Raw genomic sequence first — 25,776 nt, 5'->3', positions numbered from 1 at the left:
ATCACGCCCGCAGCAGGCGAAAGCGGCGCTCCAGCGAACGCGAGCCGCGCAGCAGAACCTGCGCCAGCACGATGTAGCCGATCGCCACCACGGCGAAGACCTCGATCGCCGAGAAATTGCGCGACTGGATCAGGACGCCCGTATAGGTCATCTCGGTCACCGCAACGACCGAGGCGAGCGGCGTTGATTTCAGCACGATCGTCAGTTCCGCCGTGAGCGGCGGCAGGCTGGCGATGAAGGCTTGCGGCAGCATCACGCGCTGCCAGATGCGCCAGCGGCTCATGCCGATGGCCTGCGCCGCCTCGATCTGGCCGGGCGGAATAGCGGCGATGGCGCCGCGCAGGATCTCGGCGGAATAGGCCCCCGAATTGATGCCGATGGCGAGCGCCGCCGCCAGGAACGCCTGGCCGGACAGGCCGGCGAAGGCGAGGCCGAAATAGACGACGAGGAGCTGGACATAGAGCGGCGTGCCGCGCATGAGGCTCACATAGGCGCGGCTTATGAAAGCGCCGATGGGTCCGCCGCCGACCTGCGCCGACGCGGCGAGCGCGCCGGCGACGAGGCTGACGACGCCGGCGGCGAGCGTAAGCTGGACGGTGACGAGCGCGGCGCTTGCGACGGGTCCGATGGCCTCAAGGAAGAGGTCGCCCTTGAACATGCCCGATCCTTCCGCTGCGCCGCACGTCCGGCGGCCGGGTTCGCCTCACTGCGCCGGGATGAAGTCCTTCTCCGGCAGTTCCATGGTGTAGCCGAAATACTTGTCCTGCAGCTTCTTGACCGTGCCGTCCGCCTTCAGCTTGGCGACCTCGGCGGAAAGCGCGGCGGTCAGGTCGGCATCGGCCTTGTTGACGCCCCAGCCGATCGGGGTCGAGCCACCGATGTCGCCGATCACGACGAGCGCAAGGTCTTTACGCTTGCCGACAGCCTCGACGAGGACCGACTTGTCATCCACCACGCATTGGGCACGCCCGTCGGCCAGCGCGACGATGGTCTGGTCGATGGTCTCGAATCCGAGCAGTTCGACCGGCTTCTTGCCAGCGGCCTCCAGCTCCTTGTTGAGCTTCTGCATCATCTGCTCGGGCTGGGTGGTCTGCTTCACCGCGCAGGTGAGGCCGGACAGCGCGCCGATATCCGAGGACGCGACCTTGCCGCCCTTGATCGCCAGCACGGCGTTGGTCGAGGTGGCGGTCGGGATCACGTAGTCGATGCGCTTGGCGCGCTCGGCGGTGACGTTGAGCGTGGGGGTGACGTCGAAGCCGCCGGCGATCAGCGCAGGCAGGATGCCGCTGAACGGCATCACCTTGTACTCGACCTTGAGGCCGAGGTTCTTCGCCACCGCCTCGATGATCTCGGGGTCGTAGCCGACGATCTTGCCGGCCGAATCCGTGAATTCGAAGGGCGAGAAGGTCGGGTCGATGCCCACCACCAGCGTACCCTTCGCCTTGACGTCCTTCAGCGAGGCGGCTCCCGCCGGCACCGCGGCGCCCGTGCCGAGGACGGCGGCAAGCGCGAGAATTCCCAGAGACTTGAGATTCATGACTATCCCCTGTTTGGAAGGCCGACGATTCCGTCGAGTTCATTACGCACTTGCAGGCGCAGCGGTCCCGGTTCGGGACGCTGCCACAGGCGGGGGTCGGCCTTCGGCGCGGCGACGGCGATGGTGATGTCGCGCACGACGCGGAAGGCGACGATGTCTCCGGCAGTCGACGACACGCCCGCCGGCGTCAGGCTGCCGTCGCGGCCGATGGCGACGGAAAGGAAGAGGTTCACGGGGTCCGCCACCGTCTCCAGCCTGGCGCCCGCGGCTTTCAATTCGGCCGCGACGCGCGCCTTGAGCGCATCGGCGCCCGCGCTCTCGCCCTCGGTCATCGGCATCAGCAGGTCGTGCGCGAGATGAGACGCGGAGATGCCGAGCACCATCAGCGGCCGGCGCTTGTTGGTGACGAGCCGCATGCCGAGCCGCAGCGCAAAGGAGTTGGAGAACACCCGCGTGTGGTGCGGCGAAAGGAACAGTCCGGGGTCGGCGTCGGCGACGGCGAACAGGGCGGCCGGCTGACCGCCCTCGATATCGGTAACGGACAGCATCTGGCCGCGCGCCACCTTGACGGCGCGGACCTCGCCGCCGGGAACCTCGACGTCGCTTTCGGGCGGGAGCGGGCCGGCTTCGGCATCGATCATCAGGAGCGGCATCAGGCGGCTCCTCCCGGATAGCGGACCTCGACCGGCGTCGGGCGCAGCCCGTTGCCGGGAATGATGTCCTGTGGGCAGGAGGAGACCGCGCAGACGAGATCCATGAGCGCCCGCAGCACGATGCGGTCCCCCGCCCGGCTCGGCGGGTCGACCACCGCCGTGCGGCCGTCCTCGACCACCGGGCTGTTCTGGAAGAAATTGAACGGCTCGGGCAGCGCCAGCGGCGTGGTGACGCCGAAGACGCGCAGCGGCTCGTACATGTTCTCGAGGCAGTTGCGGTGGCCGGCGGCGTCGAAGTCCACCGCGAAGCGGCTCGGATCACAGGCCGGCACGGTGTAGTCGTGGGTGCCGATGGTGTCCTCGACCATCTCGATCATCGGCCGGCCGCGGCTGGAGATGAGAACCGCGCCGGTCGTGATGTAGAGGGAGCCAGTCGCCCGCCGCGTCTCGACGCTCGACAGGGTCTCGGCGAGATCGGCGGCGTTGAAGGCGACGAAGTCGATCGCCTGCTGCCCTTCGAGGTCGATCAGGGCGAACAGGTCCCCCGCCTTGACCGCGAAGGCGCCGCCATGGCCGCCGGCGACCGTGAGGATCGCGTCAGGCATCCACCGTCTCCGGCTCCATGATGTCGACGAGGAGTTCGGTCGGGTACCACCCGGTAATCGGGTTGAACTCCTGCGGGCAGGCGGAGATGGCGACGATCACGTCGATCCACGCCTTCAGAACGATGTAGTCGCCGGGCTTGGAGGGAGCCGGCCCGTTCAGCACCGAGCCGTCCTCGCCGATCGGCACGTTGGCGAAGACGTTGAAGGGCTGGGGCACATAGAAGCGCGACATGCCGAAATAGGGCGACATGACCTCGCGCAGATTCCCGGCGCAGGAGCGGTGTTCCTGCTGCAGGCCGTACAGCCGGTAGCGGTGCTCGTCGCAGGCGGCGGTGAGCAGGTCGTGCACGCCGCAGGTGTCGGCGATCATCTGGAGGATCGGGCGGCGGTGATTGGAGTGAAAGCTCTCGCCCGGCACCGGGCAGAGCTTGTTGACCCAGACCCGCGTGTGCATCGCGGACAGGTGCTCGTCGAGATCGTCCGCGTTGAAGGCCCAGAAGTCCCCGCACTGCCGGCCGCGCGGATCGGTCAGCCGGATGTACTGTCCGGCCTTCACCAGCCCCGCCCAGCCCTTCTGTGGAGGGATGACGGTGTTCTGTACGCTTTTGAGGGGAAGAGTTGTCTTCCCGTTCAAATCCACTTCGAATGACATGCGGCACCGGTAGGAGACTGAGGTTGAAAAAATGATTTCATAAATGTATTTTTATGAAAAGATTATTTTATCGGCAGGTCATGGCTAGGAAAGAGGCAGGTTTGCGCGTGAGCAACGGGACCGTTCGCGACGACGGCGACACCAGCGGCTCGCTGAACGGGCGGGTGCGGGCCCTCTACGAGGACATGGCGCCGGCGGAACGCCGCGTCGCCGACCTGATCCTGTATTTTCCGGGTGAGTTGCATGGCTACTCGGCCTCGGAACTGGCCCGGCTGGCAAAAACCTCGAACGCAGCGGTGAGCCGCTTCGTACGCCGGCTCGGTTTTGGAAATTTCGAGGAGATGCGCCTGCTGGCCCGGCAGGAGAGCGAGAACGGCTCACCGGTCGCGCTGATGCGCCAGCAGGGTCAGCCCGCGAGCGCGCAACCCCACGACCTCGCGCGCCATGTCGAAACCGTGACCAACAACCTGCAGAGGACGGTCGCCGCAATAGACCCGGCGGCTTGGACTAGATTGATCGAGGCGGCGGCCGCGGCGCCGCGGGTCTGGATCAACGGCTTCCGGCACGGCTTCCACCTCGCCGGCTATCTCAAATGGTCGCTCGCTCACGTACGTGGCAACGTCTTCCTGATTCCCGGACCCGGCGAGACCTTCGGCGAAAGCCTCGTCGATGCGCGGCCCGGCGACCTCGCCATCCTCTTCGCCATGCGCCGCCGCGTGCCGGCCACGGCCCGGCTCGCAAAGGCGCTGCGGGAGATCGGCGTGCGCGTCGCCATGATCACCGATACCGGCATGACCGACACGCTCGACGCGGAGTTCGTGCTGCGCTGCCAATCCCGCTCGCGCGGTGCCACCGACGACCACGCATCGGCCTTCGTGCTGGCACATGCGCTGATCGAGGGCTTGATCCAGCATCTCGGCCCGGAGGCACGCGAGCGTTTCGCGTCCGTGGACGCACGCCACGACGCGATGACGGAGTTCGGATAGCCGCTCCATCGAGCGGAGCCAGAGGCGTCTGCTCTGGATTTTCTGCGGTCTCTCGCCAGGCGTTCATGCCTTACCGCGTCGCCTCGAACGTTTGCTGAACCCTCCACGCCCCCCCTTCATTCACCTCGTTGGTCCATCGAAAACCGCGCGGACTGACCTCAGAGAACGACCAGCGCATTTGGGGTACGACGTCAGGAGTTGTCTCCAAGACAACTCGACCATCGACGCCGCGCGCCGTGAACGTGCGTACGACCTGATGCATCGGCCCAATCCAGGTCGACTGCCATGCGTCAAGCTTCGGGTCATAGAAGCGGATGCTGGTGCCATATTCGTAGTCGTTTTCGCCGCTACGGCTGCCGCGCGGCGGCACTATCCAAACGTCCTGAATGCCGCGACCTTCGAGCACCCGCGCGAAATGCCATTCGCCTGGCTGTTCGCGCACAATCCGACCGCTGGCGTCGAACCAGCGCACGACAAGCTGCCAACTGCCGATGAAGGGCTCGAAGATGCGGGTTTCGTTGGAGAGATCCGGGCTGGCTTGCTCACTCAGCAGCGCTTGAACGAAGCCCTCGGGAGATGCCATGGGATTTGGCATGCCTTCACCCACAAAGCGACCTCGACAATGAGCGATCGACAGTTTCGACAATAAGCGTTTCAGGCCGCGCCAGGCAAACGAGAGGATGATTCCGCAGCTCCCGACGAAGACGAGCACTGCGAGATCGTCATAACCATTCGATGACTATGCAGATGTTCCGCATCGGGCGGCGATAGAGGGTGCGCGGCGGGATTCATCGGGTCGGCGGCCGCCGCTCCTGTCCTACTTGCACATGGCGCCGTGTAGCCGGTCCATCAGATCAACGGCACCTTGAACGGTATCCGGATGGACCGCGGCCTCGAGCACTTCCTCGACCCGCATCATCTCGGCATTCGCGGCCTCGGCCTTCGCATACCCATCGGGTGTCAAACGTGCGAGCTGGCGACGACCGTGGCGAACATCCTGCCGACGCTCGACCAGCCTCAATCCCTCCAGTTTCGCCAGAACGCCCTGCATCGATTGCGGGGTGATGAAGGCTCGCTCGGCCAGGTCGGCATTGGTCTGGTCCGGTCTCGCATTCAGTTCGGCCAGCACCGCATATTGAGCAGGATTGAGCCCAAGCGGCTTCAGCGCCTCCTCCATGCGCCGGTGCAGGGCATGCTGGGCAAGCTTGAGCCGGTATCCCAGCAGCGGGGTCATATCCTTGGTCATTGCAATATCAGGCACCTTATATTATATCAGGCCCCTGATATTATCACCCCATGCCAAGGAGACAACCATGCCCCGACTGATCGGCCCCGACTTCATCGGCATCCAGACAGACGACCTGCAGGCAGCCAGGGCCTTCTATGGCGACAGGCTGGGCCTGGCTGTGCTTCAGGAGGGCCCTGAAGCGATCGTGTTCGACAGCAAGCCCGCTCCCTTCGCGGTCAGAAAGCCCTTGGTGGACCTGGACGCAGCACAGGGAAGGCTGGGCTGGGGCGTTGCCCTGTGGTTCGGCTGCGATGACGCAGATGCGCTGCATGGGGAATTGAAGGCGGCAGGAATAGCCATCGCCTTTCCGCCGAAGGACGGGCCGTTCGGCCGGTATTTCGCGTTCCGTGATCCGTTTGGCTACACGATCACGGCCCATACCGCATGACGCGCCACTGGATCGGTGTTACGGGCCGCGAAACGAAGGTCGAGCAGCATTTGTAGTGCAGGATGCACGGGCCGAGGCCGTGCAGGAAGCCGAAGACAGCTAACGCGGTGCGTGCCGCAAAATAGCCAAGACCTATCGATCTTCGGAACGTCCCGGGTCACGCAAGACCGCAATTGACCGCGCAGGGAGAGGCGGCGTCCTGCGCGAGCACCGCCTCGACATCGGTGCGGTGCGGCAGGTCGGCGCCGCGGCGGGTGATGGTCACCGAGGCCGCCGCAGTCGCGTAGGCGAGCAGGTCGCCGAGCGCCTCGCGGTCGAGCCCGGCGATGGCGGCCTCGTCGAGCCGTCCGGTGGCGGCAAGGCGGGCGAGCAGCGCGGCGTGGAAGGTGTCGCCGGCGCCGACCGTGTCGCGCACGCTCACCTTGCGGCCCGGCACTTCCAGCGTGCCGGCCGCGCCGAAGGCGATCGCACCCTCGGCGCCGCGGGTGATGACGACGAGCTTGGCGCCGTAGCCGCGCCAATAGGCGGCAGCGTCCGCCAGTGCGGTCCCCGGCCCGAAGGCGGCGCGCACGTCCTCGTCGCTCGCCTTCACCAGGGTGGCGCAGCGGTAGAAGCGTTCGGCGGCGGCACCCCAGCGCTTCATGTCGGAGATCACGGTCGGTCGCACATTGGGATCGACGCTGATCACCCGGCGGCCCTTCTCGCGCTCGGCCAGCATGGCGTAGGCGGAGCCGACCGGCTCCACCACCATGGTGTAGGAGCCGAAGGTGAGAGCGCGCACCTCGTCCGGCAGCCGGGCCGGCAGGTCCTCCGCGGCCAGCGAGCGGTCGGCGGCCAGTTCACCGTGGAAGGAATAGCTCGGCTGGCCGTCCGGGGCGGTGGCGATAGCCGAGAGCGTGGAGAGCCGGTCGGTGCGCACGATGAAGCGCGTATCGACCCCCTCGCGCGCGAGGATGTCGGCGAGCAGCACGCCGAAGCGGTCGCGCGAGATGCCGCCGAGGAAGGCCGAGCGCGCGCCCTGCCGGGCGAGGCCGATGGCGACGTTGAAGGGCGAGCCGCCGGCAACCGCGCGGGCCGGCATCTCGGTGCCTTCCGGCGGGCCGACGAACAGGTCGATCAGCGCCTCCCCGCAGACGAGGATCATGCCGAGGCTCCTTCCGGCTGGATGACGCCCTTGCGCAGGATGATGTTGCCGTAGAGCCGCCGCTCGCCCGAGGCTATGATGGCGTAGGCGGCGCGCACCCGGTCGTAGAACGGCTCGCCGGGAATCGGCACCAGCCGGAAGCCCGGCTCGCGACGGGCGATCACCTCGGCGAACTCGACGAACACCTTCTCCAGCCGCCCGCAATCGCCATGGGCGCAGGGGCGAAAAGCGGCCTCCTCGACCACGGCATCGAGCGGCATCAGCGAGAGCACCGCGTCGAGGATCGCCGGCGCAGAGTGCCCGTCCATGCGGACAAGGCGCCGGGCATGGGCGTCGGCCGGGTAGTTGGCATCGACGATGGCGATCTCGTCGCCATGGCCCATGGCCCGGAGTGTCATCAGCAGATCCGGGCCGATCAGCGGGTCGATACCCTTGAGCATGGTCTAGTCCTTGAAGAGCACGTCGAAATCGCGGGCGAAGGTGGCGAGCAGCGGCAGCGCAGCGCCGCCAATGGCGCGGGCGTCGCGTCCGACCGAGCCCTCCACCACCACGGTGTCGGTGAGGCCCTGCCGGTCGATGGAGGCAAAGCGCCGGCGGGTGCGTTCGACGAGGCGGGTCCGCACGTCGGCGGGAAAGGCGCCGTCAATGACGACGGCCTCGAAATCGATCACCGACAGCATGGCGGCGATCGCCTGGGCGAGGCCGTCCGCAGCCTCGTCCATCCACTCCTCCAGGGGCTCGGCGAATTTCGACCAGTCGTCGGGCGACAGCCAGATGTCGGTGCCGGGCAGGCCACGGGCGATCAGCCGGCGTTCCAGCCGGTAGATGGAGGCTATGCGGATCAGTTGCTGCAGGCTCGCGGTGCCGTCCGCCTCACGCCGCAGGATCGGCATCGAGCCGAGCGCGCCGGCATTGCCCGAGCGGCCGGGGAACAGGCTGCCATTCAGCACGACGCCGCCGCCGATGAAGGTGCCGATATAGAGATAGGCGAAGTCGTGGAACGCCGCACCGCGGCCGAAGGTGAGCTCGGCCGCGCAGGCGGAGGTGGCGTCGTTGCACATCCGCACCGGCCAATCCGGGAACAACTGCTTCAACTCCCGGGTGACGTCGAAGGTTCGCCAGATCGCGAGCGCGCCGGGCGGGGTCTCGAGGTCGGCTTCCCAATTCCACAGCTCGAAGGGCATGGCGACGCCGATGCCGGTGACGCGTGCGCGCTGCTCCTCGGAGAGCACGGCAGTCAGCCGGGGAATCTCCCTTTCCGCAAAGTCCATCAGCATCCGCGGTAGCGGATAGGCGTAGGTAAGGCGGGCGCGGGCGCGGATGCCGGCGGTGAAGTCCATCAGCACCAGATCGGAGGAGCGCCGGCCGATCATGAGCCCGAGGCCGAAGGCGCCGTCGGGATTGAGCGAGAACGGGACCGAGGGCTGGCCGATCCGCCCGCGCTGGCGTTCGCCGGCCAGCAGCAGGCCGTCCGCCTGTAGCCGATTCATGATCACTGTGGTGGTCTGAATGGAGAGTCCGGTGAGGCGGGCGATATCCACCTTGCCGAGCGCCCGGTGGTGCCGGATCAGCGAGAGGATCAGCCGCTCGTTGTAGAGCCGCACGCCGGTCTGGTTCGTGCCGCGGCCGGCGGGGGAGGTCGGCGGCGGGGCACTCTCCGGAATCGGAAAGGCCGCGGTGTCGTCCATGCTCCTCGTGCTCCTCGCCGTCTTGTTGTCGCGCCGCCGCTTTGATCGGGCTGGCTTATCGCTGCGAACATGCGGCAGACAAGTCCACCGAGTCAATAATTAAATCCGCGTGATTTATTTATTGACAGATGCCCGGCGCTGCGGCTTCATGGAAACGTCAAACAACAGGTCGCGGGCCGAACCCGTGCGTCACATCATCGTCCCATGGGAGGGAAGAATGCGCCGCTCATTCCGGCATCATCTCATTTTCTCGGCCGCTTCCGCGATCGCGCTCGCCACCGCCTCGCTCGGAGGAGCCGCCGCTGCCGACAAGCCGATCGTCGGCATCATCACCAAGACCAACACCAACCCCTTCTTCGTGAAGATGAAGGAGGGCGCGCAGGCCAAGGCCAACGAGCTCGGCATGGAACTGCGCTCCTTCGCCGGCAAGGTCGATGGCGACAACGACTCGCAGGTCGCGGCGGTGGAGAACCTGATCGCCGCCGGCGCCAAGGGCATCCTGATCACGCCCAGTGACAGCCGCGCCATCGTGCCCTCGATCGACAAGGCCCGTGCGGCTGGCATCCTGGTGATCGCACTCGATACGCCGCTCGACCCGGCGAACGCGGCCGACGCCACCTTCGCCACCGACAATTTCCTCGCCGGTCAGTATGTCGGCCAGTGGGCGGCCAAGGTGCTGGGCGAGAAGGCGGGCACCGCCAAGATCGCGCTGCTCGACCTCAACGTGAATCAGGTCTCGGTCGACGTCGCCCGCGACCAGGGCTTCCTCAAGGGCTTCGGCGTCGATCTCGCCAATCCGGCGGTGATCGGCGACGAGAAGGACAAGCGCATCGTCGGCCACGACACCACGCTCGGCAACGAGGAGGGCGGCCGCAAGGCGATGGAGAATCTGCTCCAGAAGGACCCAGAGATCTCCGTCGTCTACACCATCAACGAGCCGGCGGCGGCCGGCGCCTATGAGGCGCTCAAGTCGGTCGGCCGCGACAAGGACGTGCTGATCGTCTCGGTCGACGGCGGCTGCCCCGGCGTGCGCAACGTCGCCGACGGCGTCATCGGTGCCACCTCGATGCAGTTCCCGCTGCTGATGGCCTCGAAGGGCGTCGAGGCGGTGTTCGAATACGCGAAGACCGGCGCCAAGCCGCAGGTCACCCCCGGCCTCGACTTTGTGAACACCGGCGTCGAGCTGATCACCGACAAGCCGGTCGATGGACTGAAGTCGACCCCCTCCGCCGAAGCACTGAAGAAGTGCTGGGGCTGACCCGCTTCCGCGCCGCATCCGGGCGGCACGGATCGTCCATGTGAATCAACAGAGAGGCGCCGAGCGTCTCTCCCGGCCCTGCGCCGCGCCAGCGCGGAGCCGGTCTGCGGGAGGATATGGCGATGACCGATTTGAGCAGTTCCGGCGCGCCCCCTCCGGGTCGCCCGGCGAGACAGGCCTTCGAGCAGGTGCTCGAAAAGCGCGACAGTCGCGTCGCCGAGTTCGACGTTACCCCCAAGTCGCCCCTGCAGCGCGTGCAGCATTTCCTGCACGCCAACCCGACGGCGGTACCCGCCATTGTGCTGCTGCTCGGCATCATCGGCTTCAGCCTCATCGTGGGCGGCCGCTTCCTGTCGTCCTTCAACCTGTCGCTGATCATCCAGCAGGTGACGATCATCGGCATCATCGGCATCGCCCAGACGCTGATCGTCATCACCGCCGGCATCGACCTGTCGGTAGGCGCCATCATGGTGTTGTGCTCGGTGGTGATGGGCAAGCTGGCGGTGACGATGGGCCTGCCGGCGCCGCTCGCTTTCCTGGCCGGCATAGCCGTGGGCGGCGGCTGCGGCGCCGTCAACGGCGTGCTGGTGACGCGGCTGAAGCTGCCGCCCTTCATCGTCACGCTGGGCACCTGGTCGATCTTCTTCGCGCTGAACCTGTGGTACTCGGGCTCCGAGACCATCCGCTCGCAGGACGTCGCCAAGGCGGCGCCGTTCCTGCAGTTCCTCGGGACGCCGGTCGACGTGCTCGGCGCGCGCTTCACCTATGGCTCCTTCTTCATGCTGGGGCTGATCGCCCTCGTCTGGTACGTGCTCAACCGCACCGCCTTCGGCCGGCATCTCTACGCGGTCGGCGACGACCCCGCCGCCGCCGAGCTCGCCGGCATCCGCACCCGCAAGGTGCTGTTCACCGTCTATGTGGCGGCGGGCGTCATCTGCGCGCTCGGCGCCTGGGCGCTGATCGGGCGCATCGGCTCGGTGAGCCCGCAGGCCGGCCAGACGGCCAATCTCGACAGCATCACCGCGGTGGTGATCGGCGGCGCCAGCCTTTTCGGCGGACGCGGCTCGATCATCGGTACGCTCATCGGCGCGCTCATCGTCGGCGTGTTCCGCAACGGCCTCGCGCTCTCCGGCGTCGACGTGCTGTGGCAGGAATTCACCGTCGGCATCCTCATCATCGTCGCGGTCGCCCTCGACCAGTGGATCCGCAAGGTGTCGGCATGAGTACTCAATCCACGCTCACCGGACTGAAGCCCGCTTCCGCTCCCGTCACCCCGGTGCTGTCCGCGCGCGGCCTCGTCAAGCGCTACGGGCGGGTGACCGCCATGGACCACGCCGATTTCGACCTCTATCCCGGCGAGATCCTAGCGGTGATCGGCGACAACGGCGCCGGCAAATCCTCGCTCATCAAGGCGCTGTCCGGCGCCCTGATCCCCGACGACGGCGAGATCCGGCTCGACGGCGAGGTGACGAGGTTCGCCTCGCCGATGGACGCCCAGAGAGCGGGCATCGAGACGGTGCACCAGTCGCTGGCGCTCTCACCCAGCCTGTCCATCGCCGACAACATGTTCCTCGGCCGCGAGATGCGCCGGCCGGGCGTGCTCGGCTCGGTGTTCCGCATGCTCGACCGGCCGGCGATGCAGAAGATCGCCCGCGACAAGCTCTCGGAGCTCGGGCTGATGACGGTGCAGAACATCAACCAGCCGGTGGAGACGCTCTCGGGCGGCCAGCGGCAGGGCGTGGCGGTGGCGCGCGCGGCCGCCTTCGGCTCGCGCGTGGTCATCATGGACGAGCCGACCGCGGCGCTGGGCGTGAAGGAATCGCGCCGGGTGCTGGAGCTGATCCTCGACGTGCGCTCGCGTGGCCTGCCGATCGTGCTGATCAGCCACAACATGCCGCATGTGTTCGAGATCGCCGACCGCATCCACATTCACCGGCTGGGCCGGCGGCTCTGCGTCATCGACCCGAAGGACCACACCATGTCCGACGCGGTGGCCTTCATGACCGGCGCCAAATCCCCGGCGGAGGAGCTGGCGGCCTAGCGAGCCTCCTGGACGGAGGGATCATCCGATCGGAGGGCAATGCTCGGCTCATCGAAGCTGGAGCGCCTTCCCATCACCCGGATGGTCCATCCGAACGCAAGGGGTTTCGGGACAGGCTCCGTAGAGGGCGCAGCCCCTCGCACACGGAGCATGTCGCAACCGATTGAGTCTGTCTCCCTTTCCGCTCCGGCCGCAGGCCGGGCTGGAAAGGGCCGGGCTCCCGAGATCGCGGGCCGTCTCCCGCCGGACCCGCGTCGTGCCGCCGACCCGCTCGCGCCCAGCGGGTCGGCGGACTTTTTATCCCGTTTCCCTCGCCTGATCGGAACGCATAGCTCCGACGCAGATTTCGCGCTACTGCGATGCTGCATCGCACACTATGTTCTCCTTGCTCTTGCTGCTTTGCAGCATGGCCAATTGAGGAGAACATGTCATGCAGATCGAACAGATCGGCATCACCTTGCGGACGGCTTTCGCGCGTCGCCGCGTGTACAACAAGATCGCCGACGAGCTTTCCGCCTATACGGACCGCGAGCTGGCCGATCTCGGCCTCAGCCGCCCCGACATTCCGGCCCTCGCCCGGCAGGCGGCTGAAGCCGTCGAAGCCGCTCCCGCTGTCACGCGCCAACCAAACCTGCCCTTCGCGCGCGCCGCCTGAGCCAGCATCACGCGCGCTGCTTTGCGAAGAGCCTATTCCCTCTACCTGTGCAAACTTAGATATTGCTGCCGCACGGAATGCGAACGCATCTCGTTGATCAGCATGCGTAGCCAGCGATGGGTCGGTGAGTGCTGCATGCGCTCATGCCAAAGCTGGTAGAATTGGATGTGCGGATAGGCGATCGGCGATGGGATGATCGTCAATGGCAGCACGTTGGCAAAATACTCGGCGAAATGCCGGGTGACGGTGAAGATCAGGTCCGTGCCGACCAGCAGATACGGCGCCATCGAAAAATAGGAAATCACGACTCGACGCTCGCGCACCACGTGAATGGCGCTCAAATGGGTTTCCACCACCCCACGATGGGCGATGGCGTAGTCGGCCGGTGCGACGTGGTTGGCGGCCAGATATTCCTCCGCCGATGGGAGCCGCCGGGTAAATTCGTGATCCCTGTCGACAAGACAGACGAACTCGTCCTCGAACAGCACCGAGCGGCGCAAATAGGTTGGCGGCGTCGGCCAGTTGCTGATGACGAGATCGGCGCTCCCGGAGGCCAGCGCCCCTTCGAAGTCATAATCCGGCCCCAGCGCCCGCATCACCAGCCGCGCCATCGGCGCCCGGCGCCGGAATTCCTGCATGATCCCGTTGAACATCAGCGGCAAAATGTGGTCCGGCAGTGCGATGGTGAATGTCTGCCGCGACGAGGACGGGTCGAAACGGTCGGGATCGACCAGCAGGCCGTCCAGCTCTTCCAGCGCCTTGGCGGAAGCGGCCTGCAGCATGGCGGCACGTTCGGTCAGCACCATGCCGCCCTGGTTGCGCACCAGCAGCGGATCGCCGAACATCTCGCGCAACTGCTTCAGGACGAGGCTGGCGGCCGGCTGGGATAGGCCGAGGCGCCGCGCCGCGCGCGTCACGCTCCGCTCCTCCAGCAGCGTGCCGAGCACCCGTAGATGAAAGGCGCTAAGCGGATTGTCCGGAATGCGCATCGACAACGGGCTCCATCATGGGCGAACCATACATCAGCCGACGAGACGCGCATTCGAATTTGCGAATACCTATCCCCATGCATGTACCACCCACACGCAATGGCGATGCCCGAAATGACGATCTCATTCTCGATCGCCGAGCTGCACAAAACGGCACCATGGAGGTTGAAATTCAATCAGCGCTTCCGGCGCCAACAATGGGCGGCGGCTTGAAACACCTAGCGCTATCGACACGAAAGTCGCGCATTCCGACCCTCGTGAAAGCCGCCCGGCAATTCCGCGACTGACAGCCCTCCGGGTTTTTCATCGAAAGCGGAAAGACTTGCCGACCTCTTCCCCACGCGACGTCGCATTATTCGAAAAATCGAATAATCACTATTCAAAGGGGCTAATAGGCAAAGGTCCGCGCCTTGCTTGCATGACGGCACCGCATCGCCGCCTTCATGCAGGAGCCCGTCATGAAACGCCTTGTCCGCCCGCTCGTCGTCCTGGCGCTCATCGCCAGCTCGCAGCTCGCCCATGCCGAGACGATCCGCTGGCTCACCCAGACCCAGCAGCAGAACGCCCAGTATCCGGTCGAGATCGGCGTCATCGACAAGCTGAAGTCAAGCGGCTTCGACATTCAGCGCAACGAATTCCAGATGCTCGGCCTCAATCTGGCCGATGCGTTGCGCACCGCCAGCTCCGGCGCCTTTCAGGTCGTCACCACCCAGATCGGCAGCGCCGCGAAGGACGATCCCTTCCTCGAAGGCATCGACCTCATCGGTGTCGCCACCGACATGAGCGAGCTGCGCAAGGGGGTCGACGCCTATCGCGAGGTGTTCAACGCCCGGCTCGGCGAGCGCTTCGGCGTCAAGGCAGTGGCGATCTGGCCGTTCGGTCCGCAGGTGTTCTTCTGCAACCAGCCGATCAAGTCGCTGGACGACCTGAAGGGCCTCAAGGTGCGCTCCTTCACCGCGTCCATGTCCAGCCTTCTCACCCAGCTCGGCGCGACGCCGGTAACGCTGAGCTTCCCGGAGGTTTATCCGGCACTGGAGCGCGGCGTCGCCTCCTGCGGCGTCACCTCGCCGACCTCCGCCAATACCGGCAAATGGCCGGAAGTGACCACCCACCTGCTCCCGCTTTCGGTGTCCGGCTCGGTGCAGGCGCATCTGGTCAATCTCGAATGGTGGGATTCGCTGCCGGCCGATCGCCGCGCGGCGCTGGAGGCGCAGTTCAAGGCGCTGGAGGACGGGCTTTGGAACCTCGCCGTCACCACCAATGAGAAGGCACTGGCGTGCAGCACCGGCGGCACCTGCGAGCCCGGCCTCTACACCGCCTACAAGATGACGCTGGTGCCGGTGACCGACGCGGACAAGGCCAAGGTCCAACAGATCGCGGCCGACAAGATCCTCGGCGAGTGGGCCGGTCGCTGCAAGGCCACCTATGCCGACTGCGCCAAGGTGTGGAACGCCTCCATCGGGGCCGCGCTGGGCATGAAGATCGCCGGCCAGTGAGCCGGAAGCCTCGCCCGTGCCTCGCATTTCATGAGGCACGGCCCCCTTCCCTTCTCCTATGAGTGGTTCGACCATGACGGACAAGGAACGTGCCGCCCCGGTACCGCAGCCCGAGGGCAATCCGCTGGCCCGGCGGCTCGAGCCGCCGGTTCGCTGGATGCAGATCGCCATGGGCTGGTGCCTCATAGGCATCTGTCTTGCCACGACATACGAAATCCTGGCCCGGCGCCTGTTCGGCTCCTCGATCCAGGGGGTGAACGAGGTGGGGGCCTATCTGCTGGCGATCGCCAGCACCTGGGGCTTCTCGGCGGCGCTGCTGCAGCGCGCCCATTCGCGGGTCGATTTCCTGTTCCAGTATTTTCCCCCGGCCATGCAGTCGGGGCTGAACATGCTGGCCAGCGTGTCGCTCGCCGGCCTCGCCGTCTTCTCGGCCTGGCAGGGCTGGCGTGTGCTGTCCGACACGCTGCGCTGGCAGGCGCATGCCGCCACCCCGCTGCAGACGCCGCTTTGGATCCCGCAATCGCTCTGGCTGGCCGGGCTCGTCATCTTCGCCGGCATGGCGGCGGCCTTCGCGGTCCATTCCCTCATTCTTTTGTTCGTCGACCGACGCAGGCTCGACCGCTTCTACGGGCCCCCCTCGCTCAAGGAGCAGATCGAGATCGAGACGCAAGGCGCGCTTCCGAGCGATGGCCGGGCGGTACTCTGATGATCAGCATTACCATCGTCGTCCTCGGCTTCCTGGTGATGATCGCCCTGCTGTTTCTGGGGCTTCACGTCGCCACCGCCCTGTTCCTCACCGCCGTCACCGCCGTCGTGGTCTATTTCGACGGCGTGCATCTGCGCATGTATGGCAGCCAGCTCTGGAGCTCGATGGAGGACTACATCCTCCTGTCGATCCCGCTCTACATCCTGCTCGGCGAGATACTCGTGCGCAGCGGCATGACCGACAAGATGTATGGCGCGCTCGCACCGTGGCTCAACAGGCTGCCGGGCGGCCTCCTGCACACCAATATCGGCGCCTCGGCGATCTTCTCGGCCGTCTCAGGTTCGTCGGTATCCACCGCGGCGACCATCACCACCGTCGCGCTGCCCTCCTTCAAGAAGCGCCGATATGACGAGCGGCTGGTGCTGGGATCCATCGCGGCGGGCGCCTCGCTCGGCAATCTCATACCGCCGGGCATCGCCTTCATCATCTACGCCTCGCTGACCAACACCTCGGTCGGGCAGCTCTATGCCGCGGCCATGCTGCCGAGCCTCATCCTCACCGGGCTGTTCATGGCAGTCATCGCCGTGTTGTGCCTGCTGCGCCCCGATCTCGCCGGCGCGAGGGAAGAGAGCGTGCCGCTTGGCGAACGCCTGCGCCGCCTGGTCGATCTCACCGGCCCGCTCGTCGTGTTCGCCATCATCATGGGCTCGGTCTACACCGGCTGGGCGACCGTGACGGAATCGGCGGCGCTCGCCGTCGTCGCCACCATGATCATCGCGGCGTGCCAGCGCCGGCTGAACGTCGGCATGCTGCATGAAGCCTTCGTGGCGACGGCAAGCCTCACGGCGATCACCATGCTGATCCTCGCCGTGGCGTTCTATCTGAACTACGCGCTGGGCCTGCTCGGCATCACCCAGACGCTCAGCACCTGGGTGGCCGGCCTCGGCACCGAGCCGATGACCCTGAAATGGGTCCTCGCCTTCTTCTATCTGCTGCTCGGTGTGTTCTTCGAAACGTTGCCGATGATGGTCGGCACGGTGCCGATCCTGTTCCCGATCATCGTGGCCGTGGGCATAGATCCCGTCTGGTTCGGCGTCTTCATCGTGCTGATGTGCGAGATGTCACTGTTGAGCCCGCCGGTCGGCATGACGCTGTACGTCATCCAGACCGTCCGCAAGGAAGGCAATATCGGCGCGGTTTTCGCGGGCACCATTCCGTTCGTCGCGGCGATGATGCTGATGACCGCCCTGCTGATCCACTTTCCGCAGATGGCGAGCTGGGCGAGCGCGGCACTGCCCGGCAACTGACCGGCCCGAAACCGCTGCGCCGGCCGGGCGACGCCACGCCTCGCGCCGAACCGGCTCTGAAGAGGGGATATCCATGGAAAAGACCACCGCGCTCGGCGCCACAGACCAGGCCACCTTCATAGCGATGTATGCCGACCTGTTCGAGCATTCGCCCTGGGTGGCCGCCCGCGCCTGGCGCCCGGAGGGCTTCGACAGTTACACCACCATGCTCGACACGATGATGGCAGTGGTCGCCGCGGCATCCGAGGGCGAGCAGATGAGCCTGCTGCGTGCCCATCCCGAACTGGCAGGACGAGAGGCGCAGGCTGGCGACCTCACACCCGCCTCGGAACTCGAACAGGCAAGTGCCGGCCTGAAGCACCTGGCGCCCGACGAGTTCGAGGAAATGCGCCAACTAAACGCCGCCTATCTTGCGCGGCACGGCTTTCCGTTCATCGTTTGCGTCCGCCATTATACCAAGCGGGGCATTCTGGCAGAGCTGGAACGACGCAGCCGCCGCACAACGTCACTGGAGCGCGAAGAAGCTCTTGCCCAGATCGGCTTCATCGCGCGCGCCCGACTGGAGCGCGGAGAAAGCGTCGCCGGCCTCGCGGAAGACCTGGCAATTCCGGATCCCGGAGAAGATGGCGAGCCGGAAAGCCGCCATTCCGTGCACCCTCAGAAGACAAAATATAAGTGACAACAACTACTTGCACTAAGGCGACCGAGGCTCCCGACGCAGATGAGAACTCCGGGATCGCCATAATCATCTGACAGATAGTCAGATATTTCGCGTTTTGCGGCCATCGGCGGGTTTTAATAATACGATGCCCGTCAGTCGTCCTCGACGAAGATTTGCTCGCGCTTTCGGCGGAAGGCGGGCAGCAGCACCATCAGCAATCCAAGCGTGGCGACGGCGAGTAGCGCGGCGCTGATCGGCCGGGTGATCAGCACCAGCGGGTCGCCACGCGACAGCAGCATGGTGCGGCGAAGATACTCCTCCATCATCGGCCCCAACACGAAGCCGAGCAGCAGCGGTGCCGGCTCGCATCGCAACCGCGAGAACACATAGCCGAGGACGCAGAACGCGGCCATGAGATAGACGTCGAAGGCGGAGTTGTTGAGGCTATAGACGCCGATCGCCGAGATCACCAGGACCACCGGAAACAACATATAGTACGGAATAGTCAACAGCCGCACCCACAGCCCGACCATGGGCAGGTTCAGCACCAGAAGCAGCAGGTTGCCGATCCACATCGACACCACGATGCCCCAGAACAGCGGCGCCTGTTCGGTGATCATGCCTGGTCCCGGCTGGATGCCCTGGATGATCAGCGCACCGATCATCAACGCCATGACCGGGTTCGAGGGAATGCCGAGCGTCAGCATCGGGATATAGGAGGTCTGCGCTCCGGCATTGTTGGCCGATTCCGGAGCGGCGACGCCCTCGATGGCGCCCCGGCCGAATTCATCGGGATGCTTGGAGAGCTTCTTCTCGAGCGAGTAGGAAGCGAAGGAGGAGAGCATCGCGCCGCCTCCGGGCAGGATACCGAGCGCCGATCCGAGCACCGTGCCGCGCAGAATCGGTGCGGCCATACGACGGAAATCCTCGCGCGTCGGCATCAGCCGGGTGATCTTCTCGACCACCATCCCGCGGGCTCCCGAGCTCTCCAGATTGCGCATGATCTCACCGAGCCCGAACATGCCCATGGCGACGATCACGAAATTGATCCCGTCCGCCATCTCGGCCCGGCCGAAGGTGTAGCGCAACGTACCCGACGTCACGTCCGTGCCGATCAGGCCCAGCAGCAGCCCGAGCACGATCATCGCCAGCGCACGCACCAGCGGGCCATGGGCGAGGATGACCGAGGCGATGAGGCCCAGTACCATGAGCGAGAAATACTCTGCCGGCCCGAAATTGAGCGCCACACGCGCGAGGGGTGGAGCGAACATGGCAAGCACCAGCGTCGCCACCGTGCCGGCGACGAAGGAACCGATAGCTGCTGTCGCAAGGGCGACGCCGGCGCGTCCGCGCCGCGCCATCTGGTAGCCGTCGAGGACGGTGACGACCGACGCCGATTCACCCGGCAGGTTCAGCAGGATCGAAGTGGTGGAGCCGCCATACTGCGCGCCGTAATAGATGCCCGATAGCATGATCAGCGCGGAGACCGGCGGCAGGCCGAAGGTCAGCGGCAGCAGCATAGCGATGGTCGGCACCGGCCCGAGGCCAGGCAGCACGCCGATCAGCGTGCCGAGCACGACGCCGACAAGGCAATAGAACAGGTTCGACAGGCTGAACGCCGTCTCGATGCCGAGTTGCAGATGGTCGAGAAATTCCATTATCGGCTCCCGATCACATACCCAGCCAGGGGCCGACCAGCGGAATGGGTAGTCCGAGGCCCTTAACGAACACCGCCCCGCTGAACACCGCGAGGGTCGCCGCCACGAGCACCACGATGCGGGCCTTCAGCTCCGGCGACGCGCAAGAGCAGATGAGCGCCGAGACGAACACGGCCGGCACGATGCCCGCGCCACGTATCGAGAATGCGAACACCACTGCCGCGAGAGGAATAAGCAGCAGCGCGCGATAGGAGACCGGCGTCTCCTTGTGCTCGCCGGCATGCCGCTCGAACAGCAGCACTATCGCGCCGAGCGCGATCAGCAGGATCGAAAGCACGCGGGGAAAATAACCCGGACCCATCTGTCGGGCGGTGCCGAATTCATAGCCGGAGCCGATGACCAGGAAGCCGATGCCGAAGGCGATGAACAGGAGGCCGCTATAGAGCGCGGTCGGATCGCGGCGATCCGTCCTCGCCAGCGGCGCGTTGTCTTGCATCATTGTCTCTCGTCCCAACTTCTGCCCACCGACGCGAAGAGCGGCAGGAGAATGTCCCCGCCGCCTTTCGGCACGTCTCCCGCTCGCGCGTGAGCGGGAGACGCTTCAGGCGCGTGAGGTCATATCGAGGTCACTTCTTGGCGATTCCGGCATCCGCCACGAGCTTGCGCCAGTGGGTGAGCTCGCTGGAAATGGTCTGGGCGAGCTGGTCGGGCGTCCCGCGGACGATCTCCGCACCCTCGCCGATGAGGCGACCGCGCACGCTGTCGAGCGCCACCACATCGTTGATGGCTTTGTTGAGCTGTTCCACGATCGGCCGCGGCAGGTTGCTGGGGCCGACGATTCCCCACCAAGTGTAGACCTCAAAGCCCTCGATGCCGGCTTCCTTGACAGTCGGAGTGTCCGGGAAGAGCGGGCTGCGTTCCGCGCCGGTGGTGGCGAGCAGCTTCACCTCCTTCGCCTTGACCTGCCCCAACATGGTCGGCGTTGTCGCGAAGAAGACTTGAACCGCGCCCGAAAGCAGGTCAAAGGTCGCCGGGCCGCTGCCCTTATAGGGCACATGGGTCATGGTGGTGCCGGCGAGCTGGTTGAACAGCGCCCCGGAAAGATGATTGATACTGCCGGGGCCGGCTGAAGCGTAGTTGAATGCCTCAGGGTCGGCCTTGGCTTTGCTGACGAGCTCGCCGATGGAGCCGACCGGCACGTCCTTGTTGGTGACAACGATCAGCGGGCCGCGACCGAGCTGGGCGATTGGCGTGAAGCTCTTCACCACATCATAGGGCAGTCCGCTCTCGACAGCGGCATGGGTCACGAAGGTCGAGGTCACGAACAGCAGCGTGTAGCCGTCAGGATCCGCATTGGCCACGCGCGAGGAACCGATCGAGCCACCTCCACCGCCGGCGTTCTCAACCACAACCGGCTGGCCAAGCGAGGTCTGCAGATGCGCAGCGACCTCACGGGCGATGCTATCGGTGCCGCCACCGGCGGCGAACGGGACGACGATGGTGATGGCGCGCTGGGGATAATTCTGCGCCTCGGCCTCGCCATAGGTGGCGGCCATGAGAGTTGCGCCGAGCAGCGTAGCGCCGATGCGTCGTGCCAGCGTGCCAAATGTCCGGTCCGACCTGGACCGCCTGATGTCGATCATGATTCCCTCCGTTTGAGCCTGTCGCGGTTATCCGTCCGCGCGCCGGGAAGCCGTGGATTGCGCCGTGACCGGCAGCCGTCGCCACCTGTTGCGGGGCGGGAGATGGCAACGAGGCCCCGCATGCTCGCGATCACCGCTTCTGTGGCGGCGTTGGAACTCTGAGCGCATTGATTGCATAATTATATCCACTTCTGCAATATCCAAATGCACCGAGCTCATATCCCTCGCGCCAGACGTATCGTGCTAGCGAGATGGCGATCCGCCGTGACCGCTGACAATGTGCGATGCCTGCGGCATAGATCGCGTGAGGTGACGGCGCTGGAGCGGCAAATCCGGCGATATGGCCGCCGGCGGGAGTGAGGGATTCGGATCGGATGGCTTTCACAGGCGTGCGGCGGCAACAGATTGCCCACGATCTCGCCGATCGGATCAGCGCCCTGATCCGGGCCACCTCAGCGAAGCCCGGCACGCATCTGCGTGCGCAGGACCTGGCCGATCGGTTTCAAGTATCCCGCTTTCCGGTTACCGAAGCGCTGAAGCTGCTTCAGGCCAGAGGGCTGGTCCGGCACGAACCCAACCGGGGCTTCTTCGTCACCGAGGTAACACCCGTTCAGGGCGATCCGGCGAAGCCGGATGAGCGCTTGGTTGGCGACGCATATATGCGCCTTGCGGAGGATCACCTCGACGGCCGGTTGCCGGACCGGGTATCCGGCAGCTTCCTGCGCGAGCGCTACGCTCTTTCACGCGGCCAGTTGTCCGAGCTTCTCTCCCGTATCGTCAGCGAGGGTTGGGCACAGCGCCGTCCCGGTTACGGCTGGTCGCTGTCGCCGGTGCTGCGCACGCCCGAAGCGCTGCAGCAGACCTATCGCGTGCGACTTGCTATCGAGCCGGCTGGGCTGATCGAACCGGGCTTTCATCTGCCGCTCAAGACGCTGAAACACTGCCAGCAGGTCGAGCGTAGCCTGCTGGCCGGCGCCATCGAGACCATGTCTGTCCAGGAGCTCTACGAGACCGGCGTGGAATTCCATGAAACGTTGATGGAAGCATCCGGCAACCCGTTCTTCCTGGAGACGCTACGACGGGTGAACCAGGTTCGCCGTCTGCTGGCCTATCGCGCTATGGTCGACCGGCGCCGCTATTATGGCCAGTCGAGAGAGCATCTGGGAATTCTGGAATGCCTGGAGCGGGGCGACAACGCGGCCGCCGCCGTCGCCATGCGCATGCATCTGACGAGCGTGATCGCGAATCTAGGCAAACTGCGCGGGACGTTGGCGATCTCGAACGAGAGTCGGGCAAGGCTGCCGCTTGACTAAATATTGCATATGATGGACTTGATATGCAATATGAGTTGGGCAGCCGACAGGCGCCGACCCCATTGCTCTCCCGACGGATCAGACGCTCATGACCGCCTTGCGCAACGATACCGACCGCGTCTCGCTTCTCGTCATGGAAGGAGATGGCATCGGGCCTGAGATCTGCCGGGCGACACTCGGCGTGCTGGAGGCCGTCGGTGCGGCGCACGGGATCGGCTTCGACATCCTCACCGAGGAGATCGGCTTCGCGGCGCTCGCCGCTACGGGCACGACGTTCCCTGATCGCGTTCTCGAAGTGGCTCGGACGGTCGACGGCATCCTTCTCGGGCCCGTGTCGCACAACGAATATCCCCCCGTCACCGAAGGCGGGAAGAACCCCTCCGGCGAGTTACGCAAGAGGCTCGATCTGTTCGCCAACATTCGCCCGGCCCTCTCTTTGCCCGGCTTGCCCCCGCGTTGCGGCAAGCCGCTCGACCTCGTCATCGTGCGCGAGAACACGGAAGGCTTCTATGCCGACCGCACCATGTTCGCCGGCACCGGCGAAGTGATGCCGACTCCCGACCTCGCCATGGCGTTCCGCAAGGTGACCCGGCAAGGATCGCTGCGCATCGCCCGCACGGCCTTCGCACTGGCGGCGGCACGCCGCAGCAAGGTGACCGCGGTCCACAAGGCAAACGTGCTGCGCATCTCCGACGGTCTTTTCCTCGACTGCGTACGGGAGGTGGCAGCGGAGTATCCGGGCGTCGCCTATGAAGAGAAGCTGATCGACGCCATGACAGCGCTGCTCATCCGCGATCCCGCCGTCTACGACGTGATCGTCACCACCAACATGTTCGGCGACATTCTCTCCGACGAAGCGTCGGAACTGTCCGGCAGCCTCGGTCTCGCCGCCTCGCTCAATTCGGGCGCCGATCATGCGGTGGCGCAGGCCCAGCACGGCTCGGCCCCCGACATCGCGGGCAAGGATATCGCCAACCCGGCTTCGCTGATCGGCTCCCTCGCCATGCTGCTCAAATGGCTCGGCGGGCGGCGGGACGATTCTCGTCTGGTCGCCGCCGGTGCTGCGATCGACGCGGGCCTTGCGAAGGCAGTGGCGAAGCCAGAAGGCCGCACCGCCGATCTCGGTGGCCCCCTGGGCACCCGGGCATTCGCCGAACGGGTCGCCGAGTTTGCCGCATCGGCAACCATCTAGACTTTAAATCTGTGCGTGTGAGCGCGGGAAGAAGGGCGAAGAGATGAACGGCGGATCCCCTGATCCCGCCCCTAGCCCGCCCGCGCGCGGCCCGGTCATCCGCACCATCGCCATGCCGGGGGACGCCAACCCCTCCGAGGATATCTTCGGCGGCTGGCTCATGGCCGATATGGACCTCGCTGCCGGCAACGTAGCAACTCGTCACGCCAGGAGCCGGGTGGCGACCGTGGCGGTCGAGGCGATGAGCGTCCTCAGTCCCGTCCTTGTTGGCTACGAGGTGAGCTTTTATGGCGAGGTGCTCTCGCTCGACGCGCATCCGCGCGGAAGCTCGGCGCCGCCCGCGCGAGGATGAAACGACGAATAATAGGGTCACGGAGGCGATCTTCACCTTCGTTGCCATCGACAAGGACGCCGTCCCCGGCCGGTAGATTAAGGCAGCAGCAGGTCCGATGACGGTCACCGACACTCCGGCGCTCAGCGTGGCGGGCCTCGCGGCCGCTCACGGCGTCACCGAATCCTGGGCCACTCGCGTGCTGCGCCTCGCCTTCCTCGATCCGAGCATCATCGCCCGGATCATCGCAGGGCAAGCTCCGGCCTATCTAACGCTCGATATCCTTCGCGCACCGGAAGCCATCCCGGCCCTCTGGACGGAACAGTGCGCTCTTCATCTCAATAATAGAATGGCGCCATAATTTTCGGAGACTATACAGGCACTGTCATTAACAATATTATTGTTACCTGCCAGCTTTTGCTCCATCGTGGTCGCACATATATAAGTAACTACTACAATTGTACTCAATTATTGGCACTTTTTGGAACGCATTAGTCGAACTAAAATTCTTGACAATCTGGCGTCTACGCTAGGTAAATATAGCTCTTAACTTCAACGCTAAGTCAATGCGACACGATTACATGCCCGTATGCGGGCGCACGGTAGCGGCCTGGTAGTTGACTCGGATCTGAGCCCTCAATGCCGACTACACATTTCGTCAACAAGGACACCGTACAAGTCGGAGTCGCTTGATCCGCTTCGATTCGGCACTTATTTGGACTCCAAAGCACTTGCGAGTTCACCGTATGTGCCTTGGTAATACGACACATTATGCCAAGGTCGTTTGGACAGTAAGTCGGCGACCTGGCGTGCTTGCGCGCCGTTCCGGCCAAAGAGAATAACTCGCCTGTTGAAATCATCCTCAGGTAAAGGGATTTTCTTGAGCGAGCCGACTGCAAGCGCTTCTGCCGAGGCGTTGAGCGCGCCCGGGATACTGCCCTGACCAAACTCGGTCGGTGAACGCACGTCGATCAGAACAGCAGTGCGGTCGACGTTGAATACCCGCGCTACGCCGGCGGTAGTAATTTCAACAGGCCCACCAAGCGCGCGCCAGACCGGTATGCCGAGCTGGTAGCGGCGCACATTCGTAAAGCCTGCAGCGGCGAGTTCGTCACCAAGCCGGCGGCTGGCCTGACAATAGGGGCCATTGCAGTAGAGGATCAGGGGTTTGGCGCGATCACCTTCGGCAAGGCGCTCCGCCGCTGCCACCTGCGGCGCTTCGAGCGTCCGCGCGCCCGGAATGTGACCTGCCTGGAACTCGGCCGTTGTTCGAGTGTCGATCAGAAGTGCTTTGTCGTTGGCGAGGATGTGCCGCAGGTCGTCCGTGCTAATCTCTGGCGTTTTGGCGCCTGCTTCAGCGAGCGTCGCCTGAAAGATGCTCGCGGATTCGGCCCAGCCGGTTGCGGGGTTCAGCAGCAGGATGACTAGGCTGAACACCGAGACGACATTTAAAGATGTCATTGTCATCACTCTGGCTCTTGGAACGGAGAAACGGAGACAAGCCCGGACGGGCGGCCGCATCGCCTCACCGCATCAGTAGGCCTTCAGTGTGCCGAGTGTTCCGGGTCCCGCTCCAATAGTATTG

General features: G+C 65.2%; 27 protein-coding genes and 2 pseudogenes. 14 read left to right on the top strand and 15 right to left on the bottom strand.

The annotated features are described in order from the left end of the window. Position 1: 1 nt before the first annotated feature. Genes U742_RS0103595 through U742_RS0103575 form a run of 5 tightly spaced genes read right to left on the bottom strand, consistent with a single transcriptional unit; the run spans position 2 to position 3,429 of the window. A complete protein-coding gene (locus tag U742_RS0103595) occupies positions 2-658 on the bottom strand; it encodes an amino acid ABC transporter permease (RefSeq protein ID WP_029350133.1) in 657 nt (218 codons plus the stop codon). Between the two features lie 45 nt (positions 659-703). Then, positions 704-1,537, bottom strand: a complete 834-nt coding sequence (locus U742_RS0103590) for a transporter substrate-binding domain-containing protein (protein ID WP_029350131.1) — start codon at positions 1,535-1,537, stop codon at positions 704-706. Between the two features lie 2 nt (positions 1,538-1,539). Continuing rightward, the gene (locus U742_RS0103585) at positions 1,540-2,178 is read right to left on the bottom strand and encodes a DUF1989 domain-containing protein (RefSeq protein ID WP_197028163.1); all 639 of its coding nucleotides are present in this window, start codon (positions 2,176-2,178) and stop codon (positions 1,540-1,542) included. Positions 2,179-2,189: 11 nt separating this feature from the next. Further along, complete coding sequence (locus U742_RS0103580) at positions 2,190-2,795, bottom strand: DUF1989 domain-containing protein (RefSeq protein ID WP_029350126.1); 606 nt, start codon at positions 2,793-2,795, stop codon at positions 2,190-2,192. Then, on the bottom strand, positions 2,788-3,429 hold the full coding sequence (locus U742_RS0103575) for a DUF1989 domain-containing protein (protein WP_038360617.1): 642 nt from the start codon (positions 3,427-3,429) through the stop codon (positions 2,788-2,790). Before U742_RS0103575 ends, U742_RS0103580 begins: the two co-directional genes overlap by 8 nt. Positions 3,430-3,554: 125 nt before the next feature. On the opposite strand from U742_RS0103575, the gene U742_RS0103570 reads away from it, so the two are divergent. After that, entirely contained in the window at positions 3,555-4,433 is an 879-nt protein-coding gene (locus U742_RS0103570; protein ID WP_248310282.1) for a MurR/RpiR family transcriptional regulator, read from the top strand. A gap of 70 nt (positions 4,434-4,503) precedes the next feature. On the opposite strand, the gene U742_RS0103565 is transcribed toward U742_RS0103570, so the two are convergent. Together U742_RS0103565 and U742_RS0103560 are read right to left on the bottom strand one after the other, a co-directional pair. Next, positions 4,504-5,145, bottom strand: coding sequence for a hypothetical protein (locus U742_RS0103565; protein WP_156034119.1), 642 nt, complete (start codon positions 5,143-5,145; stop codon positions 4,504-4,506). A gap of 105 nt (positions 5,146-5,250) precedes the next feature. Then, positions 5,251-5,679, bottom strand: a complete 429-nt coding sequence (locus U742_RS0103560; RefSeq protein ID WP_051660831.1) for a MarR family winged helix-turn-helix transcriptional regulator — start codon at positions 5,677-5,679, stop codon at positions 5,251-5,253. 67 nt (positions 5,680-5,746) lie between these two features. Between U742_RS0103560 and U742_RS0103555 the strand changes: the two genes are divergently transcribed. After that, positions 5,747-6,109 (top strand): VOC family protein, encoded by a 363-nt coding sequence (locus U742_RS0103555; protein WP_029350117.1) that lies wholly within the window; start codon positions 5,747-5,749, stop codon positions 6,107-6,109. Positions 6,110-6,266: 157 nt separating this feature from the next. Here the strand turns inward: U742_RS0103555 and U742_RS0103550 are convergent, their stop codons facing one another. Genes U742_RS0103550 through U742_RS0103540 form a run of 3 tightly spaced genes read right to left on the bottom strand, consistent with a single transcriptional unit; the run spans position 6,267 to position 8,941 of the window. Continuing rightward, positions 6,267-7,253, bottom strand: coding sequence for a carbohydrate kinase family protein (locus U742_RS0103550; protein ID WP_038360409.1), 987 nt, complete (start codon positions 7,251-7,253; stop codon positions 6,267-6,269). Next, entirely contained in the window at positions 7,250-7,693 is a 444-nt protein-coding gene (locus tag U742_RS0103545; RefSeq protein WP_029350115.1) for an RbsD/FucU family protein, read from the bottom strand. Before U742_RS0103545 ends, U742_RS0103550 begins: the two co-directional genes overlap by 4 nt. Positions 7,694-7,696: 3 nt before the next feature. Continuing rightward, positions 7,697-8,941 (bottom strand): ROK family transcriptional regulator, encoded by a 1,245-nt coding sequence (locus U742_RS0103540; RefSeq protein ID WP_051660830.1) that lies wholly within the window; start codon positions 8,939-8,941, stop codon positions 7,697-7,699. 217 nt (positions 8,942-9,158) lie between these two features. Here U742_RS0103540 and U742_RS0103535 point away from each other — a divergent pair, with 217 nt between their 5' ends. The 4 genes and pseudogenes from U742_RS0103535 to U742_RS0103520 form a co-directional block, all read left to right on the top strand. Continuing rightward, positions 9,159-10,199, top strand: coding sequence for a sugar ABC transporter substrate-binding protein (locus U742_RS0103535; RefSeq protein ID WP_029350112.1), 1,041 nt, complete (start codon positions 9,159-9,161; stop codon positions 10,197-10,199). A 122-nt stretch (positions 10,200-10,321) separates the two neighbouring features. Continuing rightward, positions 10,322-11,422, top strand: a complete 1,101-nt coding sequence (locus U742_RS0103530; protein WP_051660829.1) for an ABC transporter permease — start codon at positions 10,322-10,324, stop codon at positions 11,420-11,422. After that, entirely contained in the window at positions 11,419-12,240 is an 822-nt protein-coding gene (locus U742_RS0103525; protein ID WP_051660828.1) for an ATP-binding cassette domain-containing protein, read from the top strand. Before U742_RS0103530 ends, U742_RS0103525 begins: the two co-directional genes overlap by 4 nt. Before the next feature lie 430 nt (positions 12,241-12,670). Further along, positions 12,671-12,832 (top strand): annotated as a pseudogene (locus U742_RS0103520) (DUF1127 domain-containing protein); the annotation flags it as partial. Between the two features lie 104 nt (positions 12,833-12,936). Here U742_RS0103520 and U742_RS0103515 read toward each other — a convergent pair. Beyond that, positions 12,937-13,884 (bottom strand): LysR family transcriptional regulator, encoded by a 948-nt coding sequence (locus U742_RS0103515; RefSeq protein ID WP_197028162.1) that lies wholly within the window; start codon positions 13,882-13,884, stop codon positions 12,937-12,939. Between the two features lie 458 nt (positions 13,885-14,342). Between U742_RS0103515 and U742_RS0103510 the strand changes: the two genes are divergently transcribed. The 4 genes from U742_RS0103510 to uraD all read left to right on the top strand — a co-directional run bounded on the left by U742_RS0103510 (position 14,343) and on the right by uraD (position 18,072). Next, a complete protein-coding gene (locus U742_RS0103510) occupies positions 14,343-15,380 on the top strand; it encodes a TRAP transporter substrate-binding protein (protein WP_029350100.1) in 1,038 nt (345 codons plus the stop codon). A 73-nt stretch (positions 15,381-15,453) separates the two neighbouring features. After that, positions 15,454-16,086, top strand: coding sequence for a TRAP transporter small permease subunit (locus U742_RS0103505; protein WP_051660826.1), 633 nt, complete (start codon positions 15,454-15,456; stop codon positions 16,084-16,086). Beyond that, entirely contained in the window at positions 16,086-17,393 is a 1,308-nt protein-coding gene (locus tag U742_RS0103500; RefSeq protein WP_029350096.1) for a TRAP transporter large permease, read from the top strand. The genes U742_RS0103505 and U742_RS0103500 overlap by 1 nt, the downstream gene beginning before the upstream one ends. A gap of 73 nt (positions 17,394-17,466) precedes the next feature. Continuing rightward, complete coding sequence (gene uraD / locus U742_RS0103495; RefSeq protein ID WP_081852800.1) at positions 17,467-18,072, top strand: 2-oxo-4-hydroxy-4-carboxy-5-ureidoimidazoline decarboxylase; 606 nt, start codon at positions 17,467-17,469, stop codon at positions 18,070-18,072. 134 nt (positions 18,073-18,206) lie between these two features. On the opposite strand, the gene U742_RS0103490 is transcribed toward uraD, so the two are convergent. The 3 genes from U742_RS0103490 to U742_RS0103480 form a co-directional block, all read right to left on the bottom strand. Continuing rightward, positions 18,207-19,712, bottom strand: coding sequence for a tripartite tricarboxylate transporter permease (locus U742_RS0103490; protein WP_029350092.1), 1,506 nt, complete (start codon positions 19,710-19,712; stop codon positions 18,207-18,209). 13 nt (positions 19,713-19,725) lie between these two features. Beyond that, positions 19,726-20,211 carry a tripartite tricarboxylate transporter TctB family protein gene (locus U742_RS0103485; RefSeq protein ID WP_051660825.1) on the bottom strand — a complete coding sequence of 162 codons (486 nt, stop codon included), beginning with the start codon at positions 20,209-20,211 and terminating at the stop codon, positions 19,726-19,728. Between the two features lie 127 nt (positions 20,212-20,338). After that, the gene (locus U742_RS0103480; protein ID WP_051660824.1) at positions 20,339-21,355 is read right to left on the bottom strand and encodes a Bug family tripartite tricarboxylate transporter substrate binding protein; all 1,017 of its coding nucleotides are present in this window, start codon (positions 21,353-21,355) and stop codon (positions 20,339-20,341) included. A 374-nt stretch (positions 21,356-21,729) separates the two neighbouring features. Between U742_RS0103480 and U742_RS0103475 the strand changes: the two genes are divergently transcribed. From U742_RS0103475 to U742_RS0103460, 4 genes and pseudogenes are all read left to right on the top strand, one after another. Continuing rightward, on the top strand, positions 21,730-22,668 hold the full coding sequence (locus U742_RS0103475; RefSeq protein ID WP_051660823.1) for a GntR family transcriptional regulator: 939 nt from the start codon (positions 21,730-21,732) through the stop codon (positions 22,666-22,668). 88 nt (positions 22,669-22,756) lie between these two features. Beyond that, the gene (locus tag U742_RS0103470) at positions 22,757-23,860 is read left to right on the top strand and encodes an isocitrate/isopropylmalate dehydrogenase family protein (protein WP_029350083.1); all 1,104 of its coding nucleotides are present in this window, start codon (positions 22,757-22,759) and stop codon (positions 23,858-23,860) included. Positions 23,861-23,903: 43 nt separating this feature from the next. Beyond that, a pseudogene (locus U742_RS21895) lies at positions 23,904-24,288 on the top strand (hotdog domain-containing protein). Between the two features lie 21 nt (positions 24,289-24,309). Beyond that, complete coding sequence (locus U742_RS0103460) at positions 24,310-24,552, top strand: hypothetical protein (protein WP_029350081.1); 243 nt, start codon at positions 24,310-24,312, stop codon at positions 24,550-24,552. Positions 24,553-24,902: 350 nt separating this feature from the next. Here the strand turns inward: U742_RS0103460 and U742_RS21890 are convergent, their stop codons facing one another. After that, entirely contained in the window at positions 24,903-25,658 is a 756-nt protein-coding gene (locus tag U742_RS21890) for a rhodanese-like domain-containing protein (protein WP_197028160.1), read from the bottom strand. Positions 25,659-25,776: the final 118 nt, after the last annotated feature.

Origin of the sequence: Allobosea sp. 117, assembly GCF_000702305.1 — a bacterium.
In the GTDB taxonomy this organism is placed as follows: domain Bacteria; phylum Pseudomonadota; class Alphaproteobacteria; order Rhizobiales; family Xanthobacteraceae; genus Ancylobacter.
This window is presented reverse-complemented; position numbering and strand designations above follow the sequence as displayed.

What these genes read in the sequence shown, in the direction of transcription:
- U742_RS0103595 (WP_029350133.1), bottom strand. Translation starts at nt 658, where the DNA reads ATGTTCAAGGGCGACCTCTTCCTTGAGGCCATCGGACCCGTCGCAAGC.
- U742_RS0103555 (WP_029350117.1), top strand. Translation starts at nt 5,747, where the DNA reads ATGCCCCGACTGATCGGCCCCGACTTCATCGGCATCCAGACAGACGAC.
- U742_RS0103550 (WP_038360409.1), bottom strand. Translation starts at nt 7,253, where the DNA reads ATGATCCTCGTCTGCGGGGAGGCGCTGATCGACCTGTTCGTCGGCCCG.
- U742_RS21890 (WP_197028160.1), bottom strand. Translation starts at nt 25,658, where the DNA reads ATGACAATGACATCTTTAAATGTCGTCTCGGTGTTCAGCCTAGTCATC.
- U742_RS0103585 (WP_197028163.1), bottom strand. Translation starts at nt 2,178, where the DNA reads ATGATCGATGCCGAAGCCGGCCCGCTCCCGCCCGAAAGCGACGTCGAG.
- U742_RS0103510 (WP_029350100.1), top strand. Translation starts at nt 14,343, where the DNA reads ATGAAACGCCTTGTCCGCCCGCTCGTCGTCCTGGCGCTCATCGCCAGC.
- U742_RS0103460 (WP_029350081.1), top strand. Translation starts at nt 24,310, where the DNA reads ATGACGGTCACCGACACTCCGGCGCTCAGCGTGGCGGGCCTCGCGGCC.
- U742_RS0103540 (WP_051660830.1), bottom strand. Translation starts at nt 8,941, where the DNA reads ATGGACGACACCGCGGCCTTTCCGATTCCGGAGAGTGCCCCGCCGCCG.
- U742_RS0103515 (WP_197028162.1), bottom strand. Translation starts at nt 13,884, where the DNA reads ATGCGCATTCCGGACAATCCGCTTAGCGCCTTTCATCTACGGGTGCTC.
- U742_RS0103480 (WP_051660824.1), bottom strand. Translation starts at nt 21,355, where the DNA reads ATGATCGACATCAGGCGGTCCAGGTCGGACCGGACATTTGGCACGCTG.
- uraD (WP_081852800.1), top strand. Translation starts at nt 17,467, where the DNA reads ATGGAAAAGACCACCGCGCTCGGCGCCACAGACCAGGCCACCTTCATA.
- U742_RS0103490 (WP_029350092.1), bottom strand. Translation starts at nt 19,712, where the DNA reads ATGGAATTTCTCGACCATCTGCAACTCGGCATCGAGACGGCGTTCAGC.
- U742_RS0103535 (WP_029350112.1), top strand. Translation starts at nt 9,159, where the DNA reads ATGCGCCGCTCATTCCGGCATCATCTCATTTTCTCGGCCGCTTCCGCG.
- U742_RS0103505 (WP_051660826.1), top strand. Translation starts at nt 15,454, where the DNA reads ATGACGGACAAGGAACGTGCCGCCCCGGTACCGCAGCCCGAGGGCAAT.
- U742_RS0103475 (WP_051660823.1), top strand. Translation starts at nt 21,730, where the DNA reads ATGGCTTTCACAGGCGTGCGGCGGCAACAGATTGCCCACGATCTCGCC.
- U742_RS0103590 (WP_029350131.1), bottom strand. Translation starts at nt 1,537, where the DNA reads ATGAATCTCAAGTCTCTGGGAATTCTCGCGCTTGCCGCCGTCCTCGGC.
- U742_RS0103470 (WP_029350083.1), top strand. Translation starts at nt 22,757, where the DNA reads ATGACCGCCTTGCGCAACGATACCGACCGCGTCTCGCTTCTCGTCATG.
- U742_RS0103485 (WP_051660825.1), bottom strand. Translation starts at nt 20,211, where the DNA reads ATGATGCAAGACAACGCGCCGCTGGCGAGGACGGATCGCCGCGATCCG.
- U742_RS0103580 (WP_029350126.1), bottom strand. Translation starts at nt 2,795, where the DNA reads ATGCCTGACGCGATCCTCACGGTCGCCGGCGGCCATGGCGGCGCCTTC.
- U742_RS0103525 (WP_051660828.1), top strand. Translation starts at nt 11,419, where the DNA reads ATGAGTACTCAATCCACGCTCACCGGACTGAAGCCCGCTTCCGCTCCC.
- U742_RS0103530 (WP_051660829.1), top strand. Translation starts at nt 10,322, where the DNA reads ATGACCGATTTGAGCAGTTCCGGCGCGCCCCCTCCGGGTCGCCCGGCG.
- U742_RS0103545 (WP_029350115.1), bottom strand. Translation starts at nt 7,693, where the DNA reads ATGCTCAAGGGTATCGACCCGCTGATCGGCCCGGATCTGCTGATGACA.
- U742_RS0103560 (WP_051660831.1), bottom strand. Translation starts at nt 5,679, where the DNA reads ATGACCAAGGATATGACCCCGCTGCTGGGATACCGGCTCAAGCTTGCC.
- U742_RS0103500 (WP_029350096.1), top strand. Translation starts at nt 16,086, where the DNA reads ATGATCAGCATTACCATCGTCGTCCTCGGCTTCCTGGTGATGATCGCC.